The organism is Mycobacterium sp. 2YAF39 (genome assembly GCF_052114565.1).
In the GTDB taxonomy this organism is placed as follows: domain Bacteria; phylum Actinomycetota; class Actinomycetes; order Mycobacteriales; family Mycobacteriaceae; genus Mycobacterium.
On sequence record NZ_JBFREZ010000001.1, the window covers coordinates 552,687 to 571,664 of the forward strand.

Sequence of the window (18,978 nt, forward strand, 5' to 3'; positions counted from 1 at the left end):
GGACCATCCTTGAACGCTCTGCCAATCTACGAGCCGATCCTTTCTTTCGCCGCGCCGCAACGAGTTTCGCGCGCTGTCCAGTTCGGCATCGTCAGTACTCACACGCCCCCACCGTGTGGGCTTGCGAGGTTCACCGCGAGCCTGGCCGGCGCATTGGGCGCTGATGGGTCGATGGTCAGCTGGGTGGCCGACGGACCGGCGCTCTACGAGGGAGCGGCCACCACCTCGGCCCCCTCCGCCGTGGCACTCAAAGCCCTTCTCAGCCAGGTCGACGTCGCGATTCTGCAGTACCAAGACGGCACCACCGGCGACGCCGTCGTCGACATCGTCGACGGGCTACGGGTCCCGTCGATTGTGGTCGTTCACACGGTTCCGAAAACCCCTACCGCACAACAGCGTTCGGCGCTCGAGACGATCGCGGCCTCGGCGGATCATGTGGTCGTGTTGTCCGAGGCGGCGCGACAACGCCTATATCTCACCTACGCCGTCGACCGCCGGAAGGTCACCACGATCCCGCACGGCGCTACGTTGCCGACCATTCCCCGGGTGAAGCGCCCGAGCAGACCCACAATCCTGACGTGGGGCCTGCTGCGTCCGGGCAAGGGCATCGAAAGGGTCATCGACGCGATGCCTTCGCTCGCCGATGTCCCCGGCCGACCTCGCTACGTGGTCGCCGGTCCAATGGATCCTGCGATCTCGGTCGGCGAGGGCGAGGCGTATCGCGATGAGCTGATCGAACGGGCCCGTCGTCTCGGTGTCGCCGATTCGGTTTCATTCGACCCCCGCTACTACGACAAATCATCACTGGCCGAACTGATCCAGCAAGCCTCCGTGGTCGTGTTGCCCTACGACTCCACGGAGCAGGTGAGCTCCGGTGTGCTGATCGACGCTTTCGCGAACGGCAGACCTATAGTGGCGACCGCATTTCCACATGCGGTCGAGCTGCTGGGCAGCGGAGCGGGCATGGTCGTCGGTCACGACGACTCCGCCGCGCTGGCGGCGGCACTGCGACAGATCATCACTCAGCCGCGACTCGCCGGCTCGATGGCGGCCGAGGTTCGGCAACAGGCGCCGACGGTGGCGTGGCCGGTCGTCGCCGCGGCGTATGTCGAGCTGGCGCAACGCCTCCTCACTTCGACACGTGCAATGGCGTGACCGCGAACTAACGCGCTGAATCTGCCTGCTCGGTGCGGGCGGCTCGGACCGCATGCGGATAGGCATCGTCGCGGTGCTGAAACGACAGAATCGCGGGATTGAGGACGACGCCGTCGCGGATCTCGATCGCTCGGGCGATCGTCGGACTCTCGCCCCACGCCGCTGGGCCGACCAGAAGCGCCTCGACGTGGGGCAACAACGCCTCGCTGATCTCCCAGGTCGCCGAGTTCCACAGATACGACGGGCTGTGGTCGACGGCGTAATAGTGGATGCCATTGGCCAACTCAACGATCGGCTGGACGAATGATGTCGGCTGTGCCCAGCTGAAGCCCATGCCCACGTCGCAGGAGACGTCGACGATGAGAGTGCCAGGAGTGAAGGCGGCCAAGTCCGTCTCGGTGACGAAGACCAGGGGTGCGTCGGGATCCTGGAGGACACAGTTGACGATGATGTCGTTGTCCGCGAGTAGATCGGCCACCGGGACCAGCCCCTCGTCCGGGGTGTCGGCCGATATCTGGTCCGGTGCGTCAGGGTCGGACGCCATCTGAATGATCTGAGTGGAGTGAATCGGCGACCCGACGGCCGCGACGTCCCGGTTGGTCAACACGCGCACATCGTCAACGCCATGGGCGTTCAGGGCGTGGACCGCTCCGCGGGCGGTCGCGCCGAACCCGATGACGGCGGCGCGCAGCCGGCGGCCATAAATGCCGGTGATCCCGATGGAAGCCATGGCGTGCAGGACCGAACAGTAGCCCGCCAGCTCGTTGTTCTTGTGAAAGACGTGCAGCCCGAACCCGCCATCGGACTGCCAATGATTCATCGCCTCGAAGGCGACCAGAGTCTGTCGCTTATCGATGGCGATCTGGGTCATGGCGGGATCCTGCACACAGTGCGGCCAGCCCCACACGACCTGGCCTGTCCTGAATTCGGCCAAATCTTCCGACTGCACTTTTGGCAACAGAATGACGTCGCATTCGGCGATCAGCTGTTCCCGGGTTCGGATTCCGCCGACGAATTCGGCCAGTCCGTCGTCCGTGGCGCCGAAGTCCGCGCCGTAGCCGTGCTCGAGGAAGATCCGCTGCCGGAATCGGCGATCAATCCGGTTGAAATGTGCCGGGTGAATCGGCAATCGGCGCTCGTTCGGCTTGCGTGAACGAGCAAGAACTCCCAGCGAAAGCGTTGGCGCCTCAGCGCTTCTTGTCATGGAACAAAGCCTCGGCGGACGACGCTTTGGCCGCCGCCTTCTCGTGCTTGGCCGCGCGTTTCTCTTTCAATGACTTGCCGGACTTCTTCCCCATGGCTTGTCGAGGAGATTTATCAGACATCATGGCCCCTTGATAGTGGGGGCCTGGATGGTCCCGGTCACCTGACCTTACCCCGTGCGCAGTGCGATTACTCGAGGCCTCATCGGGGTAGGCTGGCTGTACGCCGACGCGCAACCGTCTTCTTCGATCACGACTGCTCGTCCGCATACTCAGTGGGTTCGCTCAAGAGCCCGGACCTGATTCACCGCCGGCCTACGGGAACTTTTTTGATGGCAATTGCCGATGTTGCCGCGTATACGCACCTAAGCGATGCAGATATCGACGCGCTCGCTTGTGAACTCGACGCCATCCGCACCGAGATCGAGGAATCACTCGGTGAACGCGACGCGGCCTATATCCGGCGCACGATCATGTTCCAAAGGACGCTGGACGTCGTTGCCCGCCTGATCATCGCTTGCACCCGGTCCAGGGCAGGCTGGCTGCTGGGGACCGTGTCGCTGGCCTTCGCGAAAAGCGTCGAGAACATGGAGATCGCCCACAACGTCGGCCATGGCCAATGGGATTGGATGAACGACCCGGAGATCCACTCGAGCACGTGGGAGTGGGACATGGTCGGCGTTTCATCGCAATGGAACTACTCGCACAACTACCGCCATCACGTGTTCAGCAACATCGTCGGCGTAGACGACGATCTCGGCTTCGGCGTGATACGAATGACCCGCGACCAGCCGTGGAAGCGCGAACATCTGCTGCAGCCAGCTCGTAATCTGTTGTTGGCCAGTATTTTCGAGTGGGGGATCGGCCTTCACGGCATCCATTCGGAGCGCGACCGCGTGGTGCCGGACGAGGGAAAGGTCGCCCAGGCGAGGGGCGCGTTCGTACGAAAGATCGCCCGGCAATCACTCAAGGACTACGTGTTCTTCCCGGCGTTGAGCCGATCGCGCTGGCGCAGAACACTGGGCGCCAACGCGACGGCGAACCTGCTACGCAACCTCTGGGCTTATGTGGTGATCTTCTGCGGACACTTCCCCGATGGCGCGGAAAAATTCACCGCCGACGTCCTGGAAAACGAAACCAAGCCTGAGTGGTACCTGCGGCAGATGTTGGGTGCCGCAAACTTCAGGGCCGGACCGCTTCTTGCATTCGCGAGCGGGAATCTGTGCTATCAGATCGAGCACCACCTGTTCCCCGACCTGCCGAGTAATCGCCTTCCGCAGGTTGCCGTGCACGTACGGGAGCTGTGCGACAAGTACGATTTGCCCTACACCACCGGTTCGCTTGTGCGCCAGTATCTTCAGGTGCTGCGAACCATTCACACGCTGGCGCTGCCCGATCGCTTTCTGTCGATCACAACTGGCGACGCAGCCGTGGGTACGACCCCGCCGCTTCCGCACCTTCCGCAGGAGAGGACGCTGGAAAGATGACTACTACGCCGCGACCCGCGGGCAACGCTGACGCCCAGCTGTCGTTCGGTTAGATGTGGCATTCCAAGAACAGCTGCTTGCCGCAGTCGACGGTCGGCGAGGGACGGATGCCGCCGACCGGCTCTGTGAGGCGTGTGTGGCGCTCTTCGGCGTCGACGCGGCGGCGATCTCCCTGGTGTTCGACGGCGCCAACACCGGAACCCTCGGATCGAGCGGCGAACACGCGCGCAAGTGCGACGAACTCCAGTTCCTCCTCGGCGAGGGTCCGTGCCTGGACTCGGTCACCCGGCGCGCACCCGTCCTTGTCATGGATCTTGCCGACCCAGACGATGCGCGCTGGCCCATCTACGGCCCGGCGATGCTGGACCTGCACATCCGCGGCGTCTTCGCGATGCCCGTCGTTGTGGCTGGTGAGTACGTTGGCGCCCTCGACTTTTTCCGCGCCGACCCCGGGCCCCTTGGGCACACGCAGTTCACCGGCGCCGTCGTCGCCGCCGAGCTGGCCGGCATCCCCCTGCTTGACCTCCTCGACAGTGATCTACACGCCGCCGCCGCCGACCCCGCCAGCAACGCCTGGGCCGAGCTGCACACGCTGTCGCGCTCCGAGGTCAGCCAGGCCACCGGCATGCTCGTCGCGCAGCTCGAGGTCGAGCCCGCCGAGGCGCTGGTCCGCCTGCGCGCCCACGCCTACGCGACCGGCCGCAGCGCCAGCGATGTCGCCCGCGACATCCTGGACCGCGAACTCAGGCTCGAGGCCGACTGATGCACCCATCCAGGGACGGAGCGTGAAATGACCGAAACCCCGCGTGAAACCCGCGTTTTGGACGCGGTGGTCTCCCTCGTCGATACCCTGCTGGAGGACTTCGACGTCGTCGACCTGCTGACCGAACTCACAGAACGTTGTGCCGAGCTGCTCGACGTCGCCGCCGCCGGATTCCTCCTTGCCGACCCGCTCGACCAGCTGCGCGTGCTGGCCGCCACCACCGATCAGGCCCGCGAGTTGGAGCTCTTCCAGCTGCAGGCCGACGAGGGACCCTGCGTCGACTGTTATTCGACCGGCCAACCCGTGTCAGTCGCCGACCTGAATGCCGCAGGCGCACGGTGGCCCCGATTCGTGCCCGCCGCGCTCGACGGCGGCTTCGCTTCCGTGCACGCCGTCCCCATGCGCGCGGCAGGCATCGTCCTGGGCACCCTCGGCCTCTTCGGCTCCCAACCCGGCGAGCTCAACGAGGCCGATCGACTCGTCGCACAGACACTCGCGCACATTGCGTGCGTGGCGGTCCTGCAGGAGCATGCGCCGACGCCGACGTCCGTCATACCGCCGCTGCGATCCGCGCTCGCGAGCCGCGTCATCGTCGAGCAGGCCAAGGGGTTGCTTCGCGAAACCCTCGACATCTCAGTCGAGGAGGGCTTCACTCTGCTGCGGGCTTACGCCCGCGCCAACGGCGAGCATATGACCGACGTCGCACGGCGGCTGATGACCGATCGGCACGCCCGTGCAGTCCTGGTCTCCGCTATCGCCGAATTCTCTTCGCCGGCAATCTGACTCAGCTGCGTTGCCGCGCTTTGGCGCGCCGCACCGCCTCGTCGACCAGCCGTTCGGCCACGACGTGGAGCTTGACATTCTCCGCTTGGCTCATCCGCACAAGGCGATCGAACGCCTCCTCCGCGCCTGCTCCGGAGCGGGAGCGGATGATCCCGATCGCCTGGTCGATCACCGCGCGGGTGCCCAGCGCGCCCTGCAACTGTTTCGTCCGCTCCTGAGCGTGCTCGAGCAGCTGCCCGTTATGCACAGACACCGCCGCTGGCCCGGCGAACTGCGAGCCCAGCTCCACGGCGTGCTCGCCGAACGCGTCGCGGCTTCGCGCATACGTATTTATGGCGCCGATCAACTGGTCGCCGACCAGCATCGGGAGTGCCAGCGCGGAATGCACGCCCATCCGGGCCACGCCGCCACCGAAGCGCGGCCACCGGCGGTCACTTCCCAGCGAGCCGCTGACAGTCGGCCGCCGCGTCTGCATACACGTGATGCACGGCCCCTCTCGGACGTCGACATACTGCAACTTGTCGATGTGCTCGATGAACTGCTCGGTGACCGCCCACGTCTTGACCGACGGGGTATCCCCGGACACATCGATCACCGTGACGCCGGCGCCGTCGACACCGGGAATGGCCCGGGCCGCGAACTCCGCCACGTCGGCGAGGAGGTCGACCACCCCGCGGGCGCCTGCCACCAGTCCGGCCACGCCTCGAAGGCCGTCGTACAGGTCGACATCGTCTGCTTCGCGTTGAGCGGCAGACAAATCGTGTTCCGATGCTCGGCCGGGCTGGGCGTCGTATTCAGCCATATGAGTTATGAATGTACCCGCCCGCTGCGGCAGTTTTAGCCCGTCCGGTTAGTCCACGAGCGACAGCGCGTGTGCCCGCCTCAACTTGCCCGACGCTGTCTTGGGGATCATCCCGGGTTCCAGCACCACCACATTTCGGGGCCGCACGTCGACCTCGGCGAACACCTCATGGGCAACCTGCCGCTCGACGCGGCGCACCTGTACGGGATCCGCGTAGTCCTTGCATTCCACGGCGACGGCGAAGGTCTCCCGCGACAGCCCGGCGTCGAGTCGCACCGCGACGGCACAACCGGGCCGCACCCCGTCGACGCGGCCGGCGGCACGTTCGATGTCGGTCGGGTAGATGTTGCGCCCGGCCATGATGATCACGTCCTTGAGACGCCCACACACCACCACCTCGCCGGTCTCGGTGAGATATCCCAGGTCACCGGTGTCATACCAGCCGCGCTCGTCCTGTGCGGGGAGGAATCCGGCCACCGTGGTGTAGCCCCTGGTCACGGGCTCGCCGCGGACCTCGATGACGCCTACGCCACGGGCCGACTGCACGCAGCCGTCCTCGTCGACGACGCGGACCTCCAGGCCCTCCAGCGGCTTGCCTAGGGAGACCAACCGCCGGGTGTGCCCCCTGGTCGCCGGAATGGCACGGTGCAGGACCGACAGCAGGTCGGCGTCGACCTCGTCGACGACCATGCCGCCGCCGCACTCGGAGAACGACACGGCCACCGTCGTCTCGGCCATCCCATAGGCAGGGATGATGGCCTCGGGCTTCAGCCCGAACGGTGCCCCCGCTTCGCAGAGATCCTCGACGTCGAGTGGGTCCACCTGCTCGGCGCCCGACAATGCCCACCGCAGCGAGGACAGATCGAACTCCCCGGGCTTGGCCTGCCTGCGCAACCGCTTGGCGAACAGGGTGTAGGCGAAGTTCGGCGCGGCCGTCATCGTGCCCTTGTACTTGTCAATGAGCTTGGCCCACAACAACGTATCGCGCAGAAAGTCCATCGGCGTGACCTTCACCAGCTCGGCCCCGATGTACATCGGCACCGTGAGGTAACCCGTCATGCCCATGTCGTGGAAGCACGGTAGCCAGCTCACGATCACGTCGGTGTCGATGTCGAAGTTGCATCCGACGACCATCGCCTCGGCGTTGGCGACGATGTTGGCGTGTGTGATCTGCACGGCCTTGGGCGAGCCCGTCGAACCCGACGTCAGCTGCATCAGCGCCACGTCGTGATCGAAGGTTTCCAGTGGCTCGATCGGTGCGTTCGCCAACAGCGACTCGATCGTCAGCACCGTCATACCGCGTTCCGTCAGCACCGGCGCTGCCGGCATGAACGGGTCGGAGATGACGACTGCCTTCGCCGAGATCATGTCGATCACGGCGGTGGTCTCTTCGGCCCAACGCACCAGGTCAGTGCGGGGAGTGGGTTGGTGCACCATGGTCGCGGCCGCGCCGCGCATCCAGATGCCCTGCGCGGTCGGCGCGATCTCGACCGGGGCGCCGGCCAGCACCGCGACGGAGTCACCAGGCCCGATGCCCGCTGCGGCCAACCCACCGGCCACGCGGCGGGCCCGTTCGTGCACCTGGGCCCAGGTATGGCGGACTGGCTCACCGGGCTCCCCGGTGACCATGCCCTTGCGACTCGACTGGGCGTTGCTGTACATCGTCTCTGTGAATCGACTCACGACAATCCCTTTGGCCTAGGCGCAAAGACGCCACTAATTGGCTGTTGTAGTGACCCGGCGCGAAATTGCTCATGCGCCAGGTGATGTTGGAGCCGCTGGGGTGCGACCGTCGTGCAGCCCCGGTGGGAGCCGACGATGACTGTGGAGGCGCGCATCTCCTCTGTGTTCTCCCCAGATGGTTCGCTGCCCCGGTCGGAGCAGCGTGCCGTGCGTGTCGGACGCACTGACTGTACAGACCTATTCATTGCCGGCAACTCGCGCACGCCGAGATGGGCCCAAGTCGTTATGAACTGTGTACGTGCAGGCAACGAGCCCCCCAGCTCGAAATTCGTACCCGTAAATCGTCGGCTGACGTCAGGATTAGCACCCAATCCGGCGGGGAGTCACTCGCCGCCGAGACGTTTCCGAGAGGCTGGAAAATCAACCTGCGCAAACTTTACCGCGTCGACGGTGCGGATTCACAAATTTGCTGCACGTGGTGTTCAAGCGCATCTGTGGCCTTTGGGTTGAAATTCGGCTCCGCATCTCTATTTCTTGATGGCATTTGCGTCGAGATCGAGGCGGTCGGGAGCCGAAGCGGTCGCGCAACTCTTTTCGAGGATTCGTCTCGTCTGACAATTACTTCTGATAGTTGGGTTGGTATGAGCACCGTTCACCATGACATCGCGATCCCCGCCCCGCCGGAGCTGCGGGAGGTCGATGACGGGATCTTCGCCTACATCCAGCCCGACGGAACCTGGTGGATCAACAACACCGGCTTCCTGGTCGGCCGGCGCGGCGTGATCAGCGTCGACGCCTGCGCGACTGTCCGACGCACCCGTGCCTACCTCGACGCGATCGAAACGGTGACCGCACAACCGGTTCGGACCTTGATCAACACTCATCACCATGGCGACCACACGTTCGGGAATTTCCTCATGGCCGGTGCGACGATCGTCGGGCACGAGGCAACGCGTACCGGCATCCTCGACTGGGGCGAACCGCAGTCGGCCCCCTTTTGGACCGAGGTCGACTGGGGCGAGGTCGTCCTGGAGCCGCCCTTCCTCACCTACACCGACTCGGTGACGGTGTGGGTCGACGAGCTGCGCGCCGACGTGCGTCACGTCGGTATGCCCGCGCACACCACCAACGACTCGATCGTCTGGATTCCGGAACGCAAGGTGCTCTACTGCGGCGACCTCTTGTTCAACGGCGGAACGCCGTTTCTGGTGCAGGGATCAGTGGCCGGCGCCATCAAGGTGTTGGAGGAGGTGCTCAAACCGCTCGGCGCGCAGACGATCGTGCCGGGACACGGCGCGGTAACCGGACCAGCGCTCATCGATGACGTGGTGGGCTACCTGCGGTTCGTCCAGTCGAGTGCGCGTAGCGGCCGCGAGGCGGGACTGTCGCCGCTCGAGGCCGCACGCGAACTGAACCTCGGTCAGTACGCCGACCTCCTGGATCGCGAGCGCATCGTCGGCAATCTGCACCGGGCGTATGCGGAACTCGACGGCGCCCCGCTGGGTGCGCGCATCGACGTCGCCGCGGCGCTGACCGACATGGTCACCTACAACGGAGGGCGGCCACTGAGCTGCATGGCCTGAGCGCCGACATCACCGCCTGAGTAGGCGCCCGAACAGTCGCCGACGCTTCGGCGGTGGCCGGCGGGACACATAAGGCCACGGATTGTTCCGCTCGGGAACGGCATCGGTCCGTGCCTGCTTGAGCTGCATCCTCAGGTGCCTGCGCAGTTCGTCCAGCTCCGGGTCACTCCACCGGTTGACGGCTTCGGTCGGATCGACGGTCAGGTCATAGAGCTCCCACTGGTCATCGAGCGGCGACGTCCGGTACGCCTCACCGCCGAGTCCATTGGCTGCGAGGTGACGCACCCCGGGCTCGGTCCAGGTCGCCGGATCGTCGAACGTGCGCACCAGCTTCCAGAGGTGACCGTCGCCGCCGTCGGCGTCGGGGACCCTGACGACCAGCCCTTCGAAGTTGGAGCCGACGTGCGCGGGAATCTGAATACGCAGCGGTGCAGGGGGGTTCGCCGTCAGCTTCAAGCGGCGTGCCAGGCCCGACGCGCCTGTGTCGCCTTCCAGCATGTTGTCCCGGGTCATCAGGTACACGGCACGCGAGTCGTCAGCCTGCGCGCCGTCGACCACCGGCATGAGATCGCGCCCGGGCAGGTCGTGCACCTCGGAGAACGATTCCCGCAGCGTCGACGCCACCGCCTGGACATCAATGCCTGCGGCGCCCAGAAGCGTCGGGACGAGGTCGACATGCGAGGTCGGCGCCGACACCGCGCGTGCCGACGTCGTACCCGTGCCGATACGCGCCACGACAAACGGAACCCGGGTGGCCTCGTCGTAGAGGTTGAACCACTTCTGGTGCAGGCCGCCGTGGGCGCCGAGCAGATCGCCGTGGTCGGAGGTCCGCACGAGCACTGCGTTGTCCGAACCACCCTCGGTCACCGCGCGGCGCACCCTGTCCAGCGGCGCATCGACCTCGGCGTGCAGCCGGTAGTAGAGGTCGCGGTAGCGCTGGGCACCGCGGTTGTAGGTCCGATCGATCGCAGGTGCGGGCCCGTAGCCGGAGTAGTAGGCCTCCCGGAAGGCGATCTGCGCGGCGGGTTTTGTCGACAGGTCCTCGTCCGCGGTCGGCGCGGCGGGCACCTGAGGCGGATCCAGCGGCGACGGCTGCACCGGACTTTTGCGCGACCACGCCGGGAACAGCACGATGTCGTGCGGATTGACGAAGCTGGCCACCAACAGGAACGGCTTCAGCGCCGCCGCGTCGCCTGCACGGCGCCGCGCGTAGCGGTCGTTGAGCCAGGCGACGACGCGGTCGGCGATCAGCGGGTCGCGGCGGACACCGGCGTTGGCCAGCAGCGCGCCATGCGGCTCTGGACCGACCCAACCCGAGAACCCGTACGGCGCAAGCGGATCGGCCTCGATGTAACTCTCCACCGCAACATGGTCGATGACGCCGTCGTCGTCGTTGGTCGCCAGGGGATCGCCGGTGGCGGGGTCGGTCAGATCGGCATGCGAGATGTGCCATTTGCCGTCGTAGTGCGTGTCGTATCCGGCCGCACGGAACCAGTTGCCGAGTGTGGGTACCTCGCCCCTGCGCAGCCATCGCATGCGGGAATCATTGAAGACCTTGCCGATTCCGTCGGTCTGCGTGACGCCGTGCAGGTCGGGGTATTGCCCGGTGAAAATCGTTGGGCGACTGGGCACACAGGCCAACGAGCCGGTGTAGTGGCGACCGAAGCTGACCCCGTTCTCGTCGAACCATTTGCGGCAGGCCAGCGTGCGTTGCCGCCACGCGAGCACCTCGGGTGCCTCGTACGGGGGTATCGCACGTTCCTCGTCGGTCATCAGGATGACGATGTCGGGCCTGTCAGACACGAGACCTCTCCAATCGCTGTGCGAGTCCGGCGAGTAAGTCGTCGGACTGCTTGGTGATGACGCGACATACGACGCGTTCGGCCAGCTGTTGTATTCGGCCAGAGCCGATTTCGATGGTGGTGGTCAGGGTGACGACGGTCGACTCACCTGACGGTCGCAAAGTCCAGCGGTTGGCGACCCTGTGCAGCCGCCTGGGCAGGCCTTGGATGTCGTAGGCCAGGGCGTGCGGCGCGTCGAACTCGACGATCCGTTCGACGAGCGTGTTGCGCCCCAGCTGGACCCGCCGGGTCGTGCCGATGAGGTTCCCGTCGGCGCCGTGGACAAGGATGCTCGAATGGTCGATCCGGTCGACCCAGGTGCCGATGGCGCCGAAGTCGGCGAGGACATCCCAGACTTCCTGCGGGGCAGCCGCGATGGTGCGGGTGCGGTCGATGTCGGCCACCGCTTCACGCTACGCGTTCTCGATTGCCCGACGGGTGAAAGTGCCACGATGGGAGCATGACCGACGACGCAATGGCCGATGAACGTGAATTCAACAAGAACAACATCGAGGAGTTCCGCCGCAACGGCGGAAAAGTCGGGGGGCAGTTCGAGGGCTTCCCGCTGCTGCTGCTGACCTCCTCGGGCGCCAAGAGCGGCGCCGAGCGCGTCAACCTCGTGGGGTACTTCGACATCGACGACAAGATCTACATCGTCGGTTCCGCGGCCGGCCGCGACGAGAGCCCGGCATGGGTATTCAATCTCCGCGCCCACTCGCACGTCCAGGTCGAGATCGGCTCGGATCCGAAACGCCCCGTCGTCGCCCGTGAGTTGACGCGGGAGGACCGCGACCGGATCTACAAGATCATCGTCGAACGCGCCCCGGGATTCGGCGAGTACGAGAAGCGCACCGATCGCGTGATTCCTGTTTTCGAGCTGGTGGCCGACGTCTAGTTGTGATTTCGGCGTGCCTGGTCACGCTGAGCGTGACTTAGCACGCCGAAACCGCATCAAGTTGACGAATGATCTTGACCTCGGCGTTCTCTCGCGTCCGGAACACAACGGTGACAGTCCGGAAACAGAGCGGTCCTAACTTTGCCGAATGACCCAAGAGCTCAGCAGCGACCCGGTGAACGAGGCCGTCGTGACCGACCTCGACACCATGACCGCGACCAAGGAGACTCTCGAGGACTACACGCTGCGCTTTGCCCCGCGGAGCTATCGCAAGTGGTCCACTCGCGTGGTCGGCATCTCGGCTCTTGGCGGCATCGCCTACCTTGCCGACTTCGCCATCGGGGCGAACATCGGCATCGCCTACGGAACCACGAACGCGCTCTGGGGCATCCTGATCTTCGCGGTCGTCGTGATGGCCACCGGATTTCCCGTGGCCTACTACTCGGCGCGATACAACATCGATCTCGACCTGGTCACCCGCGGCAGCGGATTCGGTTACTACGGTTCGGTGGTCACCAACGTCATCTTCGCGACGTTCACGTTCATCTTCTTCGCCCTCGAAGGTTCGATCATGGCGCAGGGCCTGCAGCTCGGGCTCGGAATTCCGCTGTGGATCGGCTACGCCGCCTCTACGCTCATCATCTTCCCCTTGGTCATCTACGGGATGAAAGTGCTTTCCACACTTCAGGTCTGGACGACACCGCTTTGGCTGGTGCTGATGGTTGCGCCGTTCGTCTATCTCGTGGTGAGCCATCCCGAGTCGGTGGGCCAGTTCTTCGCCTACCAGGGTGAGAAGGGCGTACAAGGGTTCGATCTCGGGTCGACGTTGCTGGCTGCCGGCGTGTGTCTTTCGCTCATCGCCCAGATCGCCGAGCAGAACGACTATCTGCGGTTCATGCCGCCCAAGACACCGGAGAACAAGCGCAGTTGGTGGACGTGGATGTTCCTCGCGGGACCGGGCTGGGTCATCTTCGGTGCGATCAAGCAGATCGTCGGACTGTTCCTGGCGGTGTACCTGATCGCCAACGTCGCCGACAGCGCAGGCATCGCCAACCAGCCCGTGCATCAGTTCCTGGAGATCTACCAGAACTTCCTGCCGCCGTGGCTGGCCATGACGCTTGCGGTGGTGCTCGTGGTCATCAGCCAGGTGAAGATCAACGTGACGAATGCCTACTCCGGATCGCTGGCGTGGACCAACTCGTTCACGCGTGTCACCAAGACCTACCCGGGTCGCCTGGTGTTCCTCGGCTTCAACCTGCTGATCGCGTTGATCCTGATGGAAGCCAACATGTTCGACTTCCTCAACACGATCCTTGGCTTCTACGCCAACTGCGGCATGGCGTGGGTGGTCGTGGTGGCGTCCGACATCGTGTTCAACAAGTACCTGCTCAAGCTGTCACCGAAGCAGCCGGAGTTCCGGCGCGGCATGCTCTACGCGTTCAACCCGGTCGGCTTCGGGTCGATGCTGATCGCCGCGGGCGTGTCCGTCCTCGCGTTCTTCGGTGGGCTCGGCGCGGCTATCCGTCCCTATTCGCCGTTGGTCGCCATCGGCCTGGCCCTGGTGCTCCCGCCGATCATCGCCATCGCGACCAAGGGCAAGTACTACCTGCGCCGCACCGATGACGGCATCGACCTGCCCATGTACGACGAGCACGGCAATCCGTCCGGTGAGCACCTCAAATGCCATGTCTGCCATCACGATTACGAGCGACCCGACATGATGAGGTGTGAGACGCACGACGCGCATGTCTGCTCGTTGTGCCTGAGCACCGACAAGGTCGCCGACCACGTGCTGCCCGCGCAGGTCGACTAGACCGCACTCAGTCGCCGTGCCAGGCCGGACGCCCGCACGGCGCGCCGCTGGACCGCCGCGCGCACGGAGGCCTCGGTCCCGATGACGCGGATCTTCTCCTTGGCCCGCGTCACCGCGGTGTAGAACAGCTCGCGGGTCAACAGGCGCGAATCCTCGAGCGGCAGCAGCACGGTGACCTCGTCGGCCTGGCTGCCCTGCGACTTGTGGATCGTCATCGCGTGCATGGTGTCGACGTCGGAGAGCCGGCCGGTCGCGAAGTCGATCGGCTCGGCGCCCGCGGCCACCACGGCGCGCAACCCGTCGCCGCGGACCACGGTCACCCCGGTATCGCCGTTGTACAGGCCGAGCCCGTAGTCATTCGCCGTCACGAGGATGGGCCGCCCGGCGTACCACTGCGTCCACAGCGGCTCACCCGTCGCGTCGGTCAGCCAGCGCTCCACCTGGTGGTTCCAGAACCGGACCCCGTATGGACCGCGCCGGTGCGCGCACAGCAGCCGGTGCTCATCCAGCGTCGACATCGCGGCCTGCGCATCGCCGAGGATCGCTGCCTCCCGCAGCCGCAACGCGTGGGGGAGAAGCACTTTGCGCAGATGCTCGCCGGGGTCGTCGGTCTCGAGCCACTCGATGTGGTCGCCACCGGCCCGCAGCAGGGCAATGACCTCGTCGGCGGCGCCGATGCGGATCGCCGACGCCACCTTGCCGATCGACTCACCGAACCGGTGCGAGGTCTTCAACGCCGCGATGCGGACGTCGGAGCGCTCACCGAGACCGTCGACCATGTCGGCCAGCACCGCACCCGCCTCGACCGACGCCAGCTGGTCGGGGTCGCCGACGAGCATCAGCCGACTGTCGGGACGCAGCGCTTCGAGCAGTCGCGCCATCAGGGTCAGCGACACCATCGACGTCTCGTCGACGACGATCACGTCATGCGGCAGCCGGTTCTCCCGGTGGTGTCGGAACCGCGAGGAGTTGTCCGGCCGTGACCGCAACAGTCGATGCAGCGTCGACGCCGTGAGCTCCGGTAGGCGGTTGCGGTCGGCGGCGTCCAGCTTGTCGACCTCCAACTGGACCGCCTCGAGCAGCCGTGCCGCGGCCTTGCCCGTCGGCGCCGCAAGAGCGATGCGCAACGGCGGGCGGCCCGACAGCGACGCCTGCTCTGCCAACAGTGCCAGCAGCCGCGCGACCGTCGTCGTCTTGCCCGTGCCCGGGCCGCCCGTCAACACCGTAAGCGACTGTGTCAGTGCGATTTCTGCTGCGGCGCGCTGCTCCTCCCAGCCTTCGGGGAACAGCCGCTCGAGACTCGGCACCGTGCCGGGAAGTGTCGACGACAGAAGCGTCAGCACGTCGTCGCACACCTGCTGCTCTTCAAGCCAGTACCGGTCCAGGTACAACAGGTCGCCGAGCAGCCGCACGACCGGCTTCTCGGTGACGAGTGGGCTCGCCTGCACGGCCTGCAACCAGCCGTCCGGCGACGGCCACGGCAGGTCCGGCATCTCGAGTTGGTCGGCGATCGACCGGAGGTCCACGCACACCGACCCGCCGCGCAGCGCGCGCACCGCGATCGCGATGGCCAACGCGACCGACTCGTCGGGCTCCTTGGCCAACGCGGTGAGCCGCCGTGCGACGTGAACATCGGCCGGCTCGAACAGCTCCGCGAACGCCTCGAGCGTCACGCCGCCACCGTCCCCGCGTCGAGCAGATCCGATATCGCCACGATCAGCGCGGCCGGTGGCTGCCAGCTGAACACCCCTGCCGGGTGCCCGTCGACGACCGGCGTCTGCGCACCGCACATACCCCGTACGAACAGGTAGAGCACCCCACCGAGATGGGTTTCGGGCGAGTAGTCCGGTTGCCGCCAGCGCAGGAACCTGTGCAACACCACGCAATACAACAGCGCCTGCAACGGATAGTCCGAGTGCAACATCGCTTCGGCCATCCGCGACGGGCTGTAGTCGGCGGCCGTCAATTCCCGCTCCGGCTCGCCCAGCCAGTTCGTCTTGTAGTCGACCACGAGGTATCGGCCGTCGATCCGCAGCACCACATCCAGTGAGCCGGTCAGATAGCCCTTCAACGACTGCGCACCCAATGCTCCGCCCGACAGCCGCTCGGCGTAGGACACCAGCGGGTCGTCGGCAGGCAGGTGCGCTGCCAGCAGCCGGCCCATGTCGGCCAACGTGATCGGCGCCGCGACACCGCGCAACACGTCGCCACCGGCCAGCGGAAACTCGAAGTCCATCTCCTGCAACCGGTCTCGAAGACCGATCTGTCGCAGTGTGGTGCCAGGCGCCAGCGGGCCCAGCGGGGTGTCGTGCAGCGGCACCATGGCCGCCGCCAGATCCTCCGGCGCCGCGTCGACGGGCCACCACACCATGTGCTCCCGGATCTCCGACTCCAGTTCGGCCGGGAGGTCTGGCGCGAACGGATCGGCGGTTTCGAGTACCGCGTGCACCAGCGTCCCGAACTTCGCGCCGGTCGGCAGATTCGCCATGGGGGATACCACGTCAGATCCGACAGTGGTCCGCTCGTGCACCGGCACCTCGCCGACCTCGTCGTCGAGTTCGATCACCTCCGGCTCGCTGGTCACCCCCGTCGAGGACTCGGCCGCCCGGATCAGCCCCGAGTACGACGTCCGTCGCCACGATGCGTCGATCCGCCGATGGAAGTGGCGCACCGCGAGACCCGATGGGGTGGCCGGCAATTCGACCGCCGCGGACGGCGCGATGACCGAGTCTTCGAGGACGGGCCCGCCGACGGTCTCCCACGCCCGCAGGGTCGCCATCGCGTCGGCGTCGTCGACCTTCGGCGGGTCGCAGCGGTCGGGCACCACCGGATCGCCGGGCTGACGGCCACGCAGCAGCCGCGACAGCCCGCCGTTGGGTTCGTCCCAGGACGGCGCCCACCACGCGATAACCTGAGACTGTGCGCGGGTCAGCGCGACGTAGGTGAGCCGGACATCGTCACTGGCCGCCTCGCGCCTGCCCAGCTGTTGCACGCTGTTGTAGTCGGGGCTTTGTTCACCGCCGATGTGCAGGCAGCGGGTGTCACCGTCGTGGAACAGCACGACGTCGCGGGTCTGGATGTTGCGGTTGAATGCGAACGGCAGGTACACGACCGGGTACTGCAGCCCCTTGCTCACCCATACCGTCATGATCTGCACGGCCGCCGCGTCGCTGTCCAACCGCCGGTTGCGTTCGGTTGCGCCGCTGCGCTCTTCGCGCTGCGTCCGCAGCCAGTCGCGCAGTGCAGGCAGGCTGAAGTGCTCGTGGTGGGCGGTGTCGTGCAGGACCTGCGTCAGATGCGCCAGGTCGGTCATATGGCGTTCACCGTCGATCCACGACAGCACACGCGTGCCCATGCCCCGCAGCTGTGCGGCCTCGAACACGGCGGCCACGCCACGCTCGCGCGCATGATCGGCCCACTCACGCAGGGTGTCGGCGATGCGATCGGTCAACGTGTCACCTTCGGCGGCAAGGGTTTCGATGGTCTCACCGAAGAACATGGTGGTCGCCGCCGCGCGAACCAGCCCTGAGCGGTGCGGTTGATCGAATGCCTCGAGCAGGCACAGCCAGTCGTCGGCCGCTTGCGAGCTGAACACGTCGGAGTCGCCGGTGTAGACGGCGGGGATGCCCGCGGCCGTAAGCGCGTCGAAGCACACCCGGCCGTCTCGGTGCGTCTCGACGATCACCGCGATGTCACCCGGCTTCAACGGCCTGTCGCAGAACGTCGCCCCGCTCGACAGCAGCGCCGCGATGTCGGCGGCCAGGTCTTTGCCGATGTGGGCGCGCAATCTGTCCATCGTGATGACGCGGTCGGGCTTGGTGCGCAACGTGTCTCGCGACACCACACGCAGCCGGAACGGATCGTTGTGCGGCGCGCCCTTGAGTCGGTGCTCCGTATGGTTGGCCGCCACCTCCCGCACGACGATTCTGGCGTCACCGAGCTGCGCGTCGCGCATCACCGCCTGAAGGCTGTCGACGAGCGGCGCGTCGCTGCGCCAGTTGGTGCCGAGGGTCCGGCGCTCACCGGCACTGTCGGCGGCGTGCAGATAGGTGACGATGTCGCCGCCGCGGAACGCGTAGATCGCCTGCTTCGGATCGCCGATCAGGACCACCGTGCAGGCACCGGAGAACGCGCGATCGATCACCTGCCACTGCACCGGGTCGGTGTCCTGGAACTCGTCGACCATGACGATCGACCAGCGGCGCTGCATGCGGGCACGCGCCGGTGAATCGGCGGCCTCCAATGCATTTGCGAGCCGGGAGAGCAGGTCGTCGTAGTGCAGGATGCCGAGCTTTCGCTTGCGATTCTCCAACTCCGCGCACACCGCCTTCGCGAAGTCGACACGCACCGCGGGCTCGAAATCCGCTGGCGGGTTCAGCGGGCGCAGCTCGGTGTGCGGGTTTCCGACGACCTCCCGCGCGAGGTCGAGTGCCTGCTGGCGAGTGAGCGGCGGATCCTCCTTCTGCTGGCCGAAATGTGCGAGGTACAAATCGTCGACGATCTCGGTGACGACATCGTCGAGGCTCTCGACCAGTTGCACCCCCGCGTCGGTATCACCGGCAACCCCAAGCGATTTGAGCACCAGCTGGCAGAACTGGTGGGTGGTGGCGATGGTAGCGGCGTCGAAGCCGGCCAGCGCGTCGCGCAACCGGAGTCTGCGCTGCGCCAATTCGTCGGGATCGCCCTCGAGCAGATGCTTCACCACCTGGTTGTCGCCGACCGTGGTGGGGTCGTCGAACGCCACCACCGCCTCGAGGATCTGGCTGCGCACCCGCTCACGTAATTCCTGGCTGGCCGCCCGGCCGAAGGTGATCAGCAGCATCTGGTCGAGCGTCGCAACCCCTTCGGCGACGTAGCGAGTCACCAGGCCCGCCAACGCGAACGTCTTACCTGTGCCCGCGCTGGCCTCCAGCACGGTCGTGGACCGCGGCGTCGGCAGCAGACCCTGCAGATCGAACGGCACCATATCCA

15 protein-coding genes are annotated in these 18,978 nt (G+C 66.0%); 7 read left to right on the forward strand and 8 right to left on the reverse strand.

From position 1 onward, the window contains the following. Positions 1–18: 18 nt before the first annotated feature. Positions 19–1,155: a glycosyltransferase gene (locus AB4Z42_RS02775; protein ID WP_442008100.1), complete on the forward strand. Its 1,137-nt coding sequence runs from the start codon at positions 19–21 to the stop codon at positions 1,153–1,155. 7 nt (positions 1,156–1,162) lie between these two features. On the opposite strand, the gene AB4Z42_RS02780 is transcribed toward AB4Z42_RS02775, so the two are convergent. Both AB4Z42_RS02780 and AB4Z42_RS02785 read right to left on the reverse strand, forming a co-directional pair. Further along, positions 1,163–2,359, reverse strand: coding sequence for a N(5)-(carboxyethyl)ornithine synthase (locus AB4Z42_RS02780; RefSeq protein WP_442007577.1), 1,197 nt, complete (start codon positions 2,357–2,359; stop codon positions 1,163–1,165). Continuing rightward, positions 2,343–2,480 carry a hypothetical protein gene (locus AB4Z42_RS02785; RefSeq protein ID WP_442007578.1) on the reverse strand — a complete coding sequence of 46 codons (138 nt, stop codon included), beginning with the start codon at positions 2,478–2,480 and terminating at the stop codon, positions 2,343–2,345. Before AB4Z42_RS02785 ends, AB4Z42_RS02780 begins: the two co-directional genes overlap by 17 nt. A 209-nt stretch (positions 2,481–2,689) precedes the next feature. Here AB4Z42_RS02785 and AB4Z42_RS02790 point away from each other — a divergent pair, with 209 nt between their 5' ends. From AB4Z42_RS02790 to AB4Z42_RS02800, 3 genes are read left to right on the forward strand one after another with little or no spacing between them, the layout of a single operon-like run. After that, the gene (locus AB4Z42_RS02790; RefSeq protein WP_442007579.1) at positions 2,690–3,844 is read left to right on the forward strand and encodes a fatty acid desaturase family protein; all 1,155 of its coding nucleotides are present in this window, start codon (positions 2,690–2,692) and stop codon (positions 3,842–3,844) included. A gap of 55 nt (positions 3,845–3,899) precedes the next feature. After that, positions 3,900–4,607 (forward strand): GAF and ANTAR domain-containing protein, encoded by a 708-nt coding sequence (locus AB4Z42_RS02795; protein ID WP_442007580.1) that lies wholly within the window; start codon positions 3,900–3,902, stop codon positions 4,605–4,607. A gap of 27 nt (positions 4,608–4,634) precedes the next feature. Next, the gene (locus tag AB4Z42_RS02800; protein ID WP_442007581.1) at positions 4,635–5,390 is read left to right on the forward strand and encodes a GAF and ANTAR domain-containing protein; all 756 of its coding nucleotides are present in this window, start codon (positions 4,635–4,637) and stop codon (positions 5,388–5,390) included. Between the two features lies 1 nt (position 5,391). Here AB4Z42_RS02800 and AB4Z42_RS02805 read toward each other — a convergent pair whose 3' ends face one another. Together AB4Z42_RS02805 and AB4Z42_RS02810 are read right to left on the reverse strand one after the other, a co-directional pair. Next, positions 5,392–6,192 carry a GAF and ANTAR domain-containing protein gene (locus tag AB4Z42_RS02805; protein ID WP_442007582.1) on the reverse strand — a complete coding sequence of 267 codons (801 nt, stop codon included), beginning with the start codon at positions 6,190–6,192 and terminating at the stop codon, positions 5,392–5,394. Positions 6,193–6,240: 48 nt separating this feature from the next. Further along, the gene (locus tag AB4Z42_RS02810) at positions 6,241–7,875 is read right to left on the reverse strand and encodes a fatty acyl-AMP ligase (protein ID WP_442007583.1); all 1,635 of its coding nucleotides are present in this window, start codon (positions 7,873–7,875) and stop codon (positions 6,241–6,243) included. A gap of 641 nt (positions 7,876–8,516) precedes the next feature. Here AB4Z42_RS02810 and AB4Z42_RS02815 point away from each other — a divergent pair. After that, positions 8,517–9,458, forward strand: a complete 942-nt coding sequence (locus AB4Z42_RS02815) for an MBL fold metallo-hydrolase (protein ID WP_442007584.1) — start codon at positions 8,517–8,519, stop codon at positions 9,456–9,458. Positions 9,459–9,467: 9 nt separating this feature from the next. On the opposite strand, the gene AB4Z42_RS02820 is transcribed toward AB4Z42_RS02815, so the two are convergent. Beyond that, a complete protein-coding gene (locus tag AB4Z42_RS02820; protein ID WP_442007585.1) occupies positions 9,468–11,261 on the reverse strand; it encodes a sulfatase-like hydrolase/transferase in 1,794 nt (597 codons plus the stop codon). Beyond that, positions 11,254–11,703 carry an SRPBCC family protein gene (locus AB4Z42_RS02825; protein WP_442007586.1) on the reverse strand — a complete coding sequence of 150 codons (450 nt, stop codon included), beginning with the start codon at positions 11,701–11,703 and terminating at the stop codon, positions 11,254–11,256. The genes AB4Z42_RS02820 and AB4Z42_RS02825 overlap by 8 nt, the downstream gene beginning before the upstream one ends. A 56-nt stretch (positions 11,704–11,759) precedes the next feature. Here AB4Z42_RS02825 and AB4Z42_RS02830 point away from each other — a divergent pair, with 56 nt between their 5' ends. After that, positions 11,760–12,194 carry a nitroreductase family deazaflavin-dependent oxidoreductase gene (locus AB4Z42_RS02830; protein WP_442007587.1) on the forward strand — a complete coding sequence of 145 codons (435 nt, stop codon included), beginning with the start codon at positions 11,760–11,762 and terminating at the stop codon, positions 12,192–12,194. A gap of 148 nt (positions 12,195–12,342) precedes the next feature. After that, positions 12,343–14,007, forward strand: a complete 1,665-nt coding sequence (locus AB4Z42_RS02835; RefSeq protein ID WP_442007588.1) for a purine-cytosine permease family protein — start codon at positions 12,343–12,345, stop codon at positions 14,005–14,007. Here the strand turns inward: AB4Z42_RS02835 and recD are convergent. Beyond that, positions 14,004–15,680, reverse strand: coding sequence for an exodeoxyribonuclease V subunit alpha (gene recD, locus AB4Z42_RS02840; RefSeq protein ID WP_442007589.1), 1,677 nt, complete (start codon positions 15,678–15,680; stop codon positions 14,004–14,006). The two genes, AB4Z42_RS02835 and recD, sit on opposite strands and share 4 nt — an antisense overlap. Then, positions 15,677–18,973 carry an exodeoxyribonuclease V subunit beta gene (recB, locus tag AB4Z42_RS02845; protein WP_442008101.1) on the reverse strand — a complete coding sequence of 1,099 codons (3,297 nt, stop codon included), beginning with the start codon at positions 18,971–18,973 and terminating at the stop codon, positions 15,677–15,679. The genes recD and recB overlap by 4 nt, the downstream gene beginning before the upstream one ends. Between the last annotated feature and the right edge of the window lie 5 nt (positions 18,974–18,978).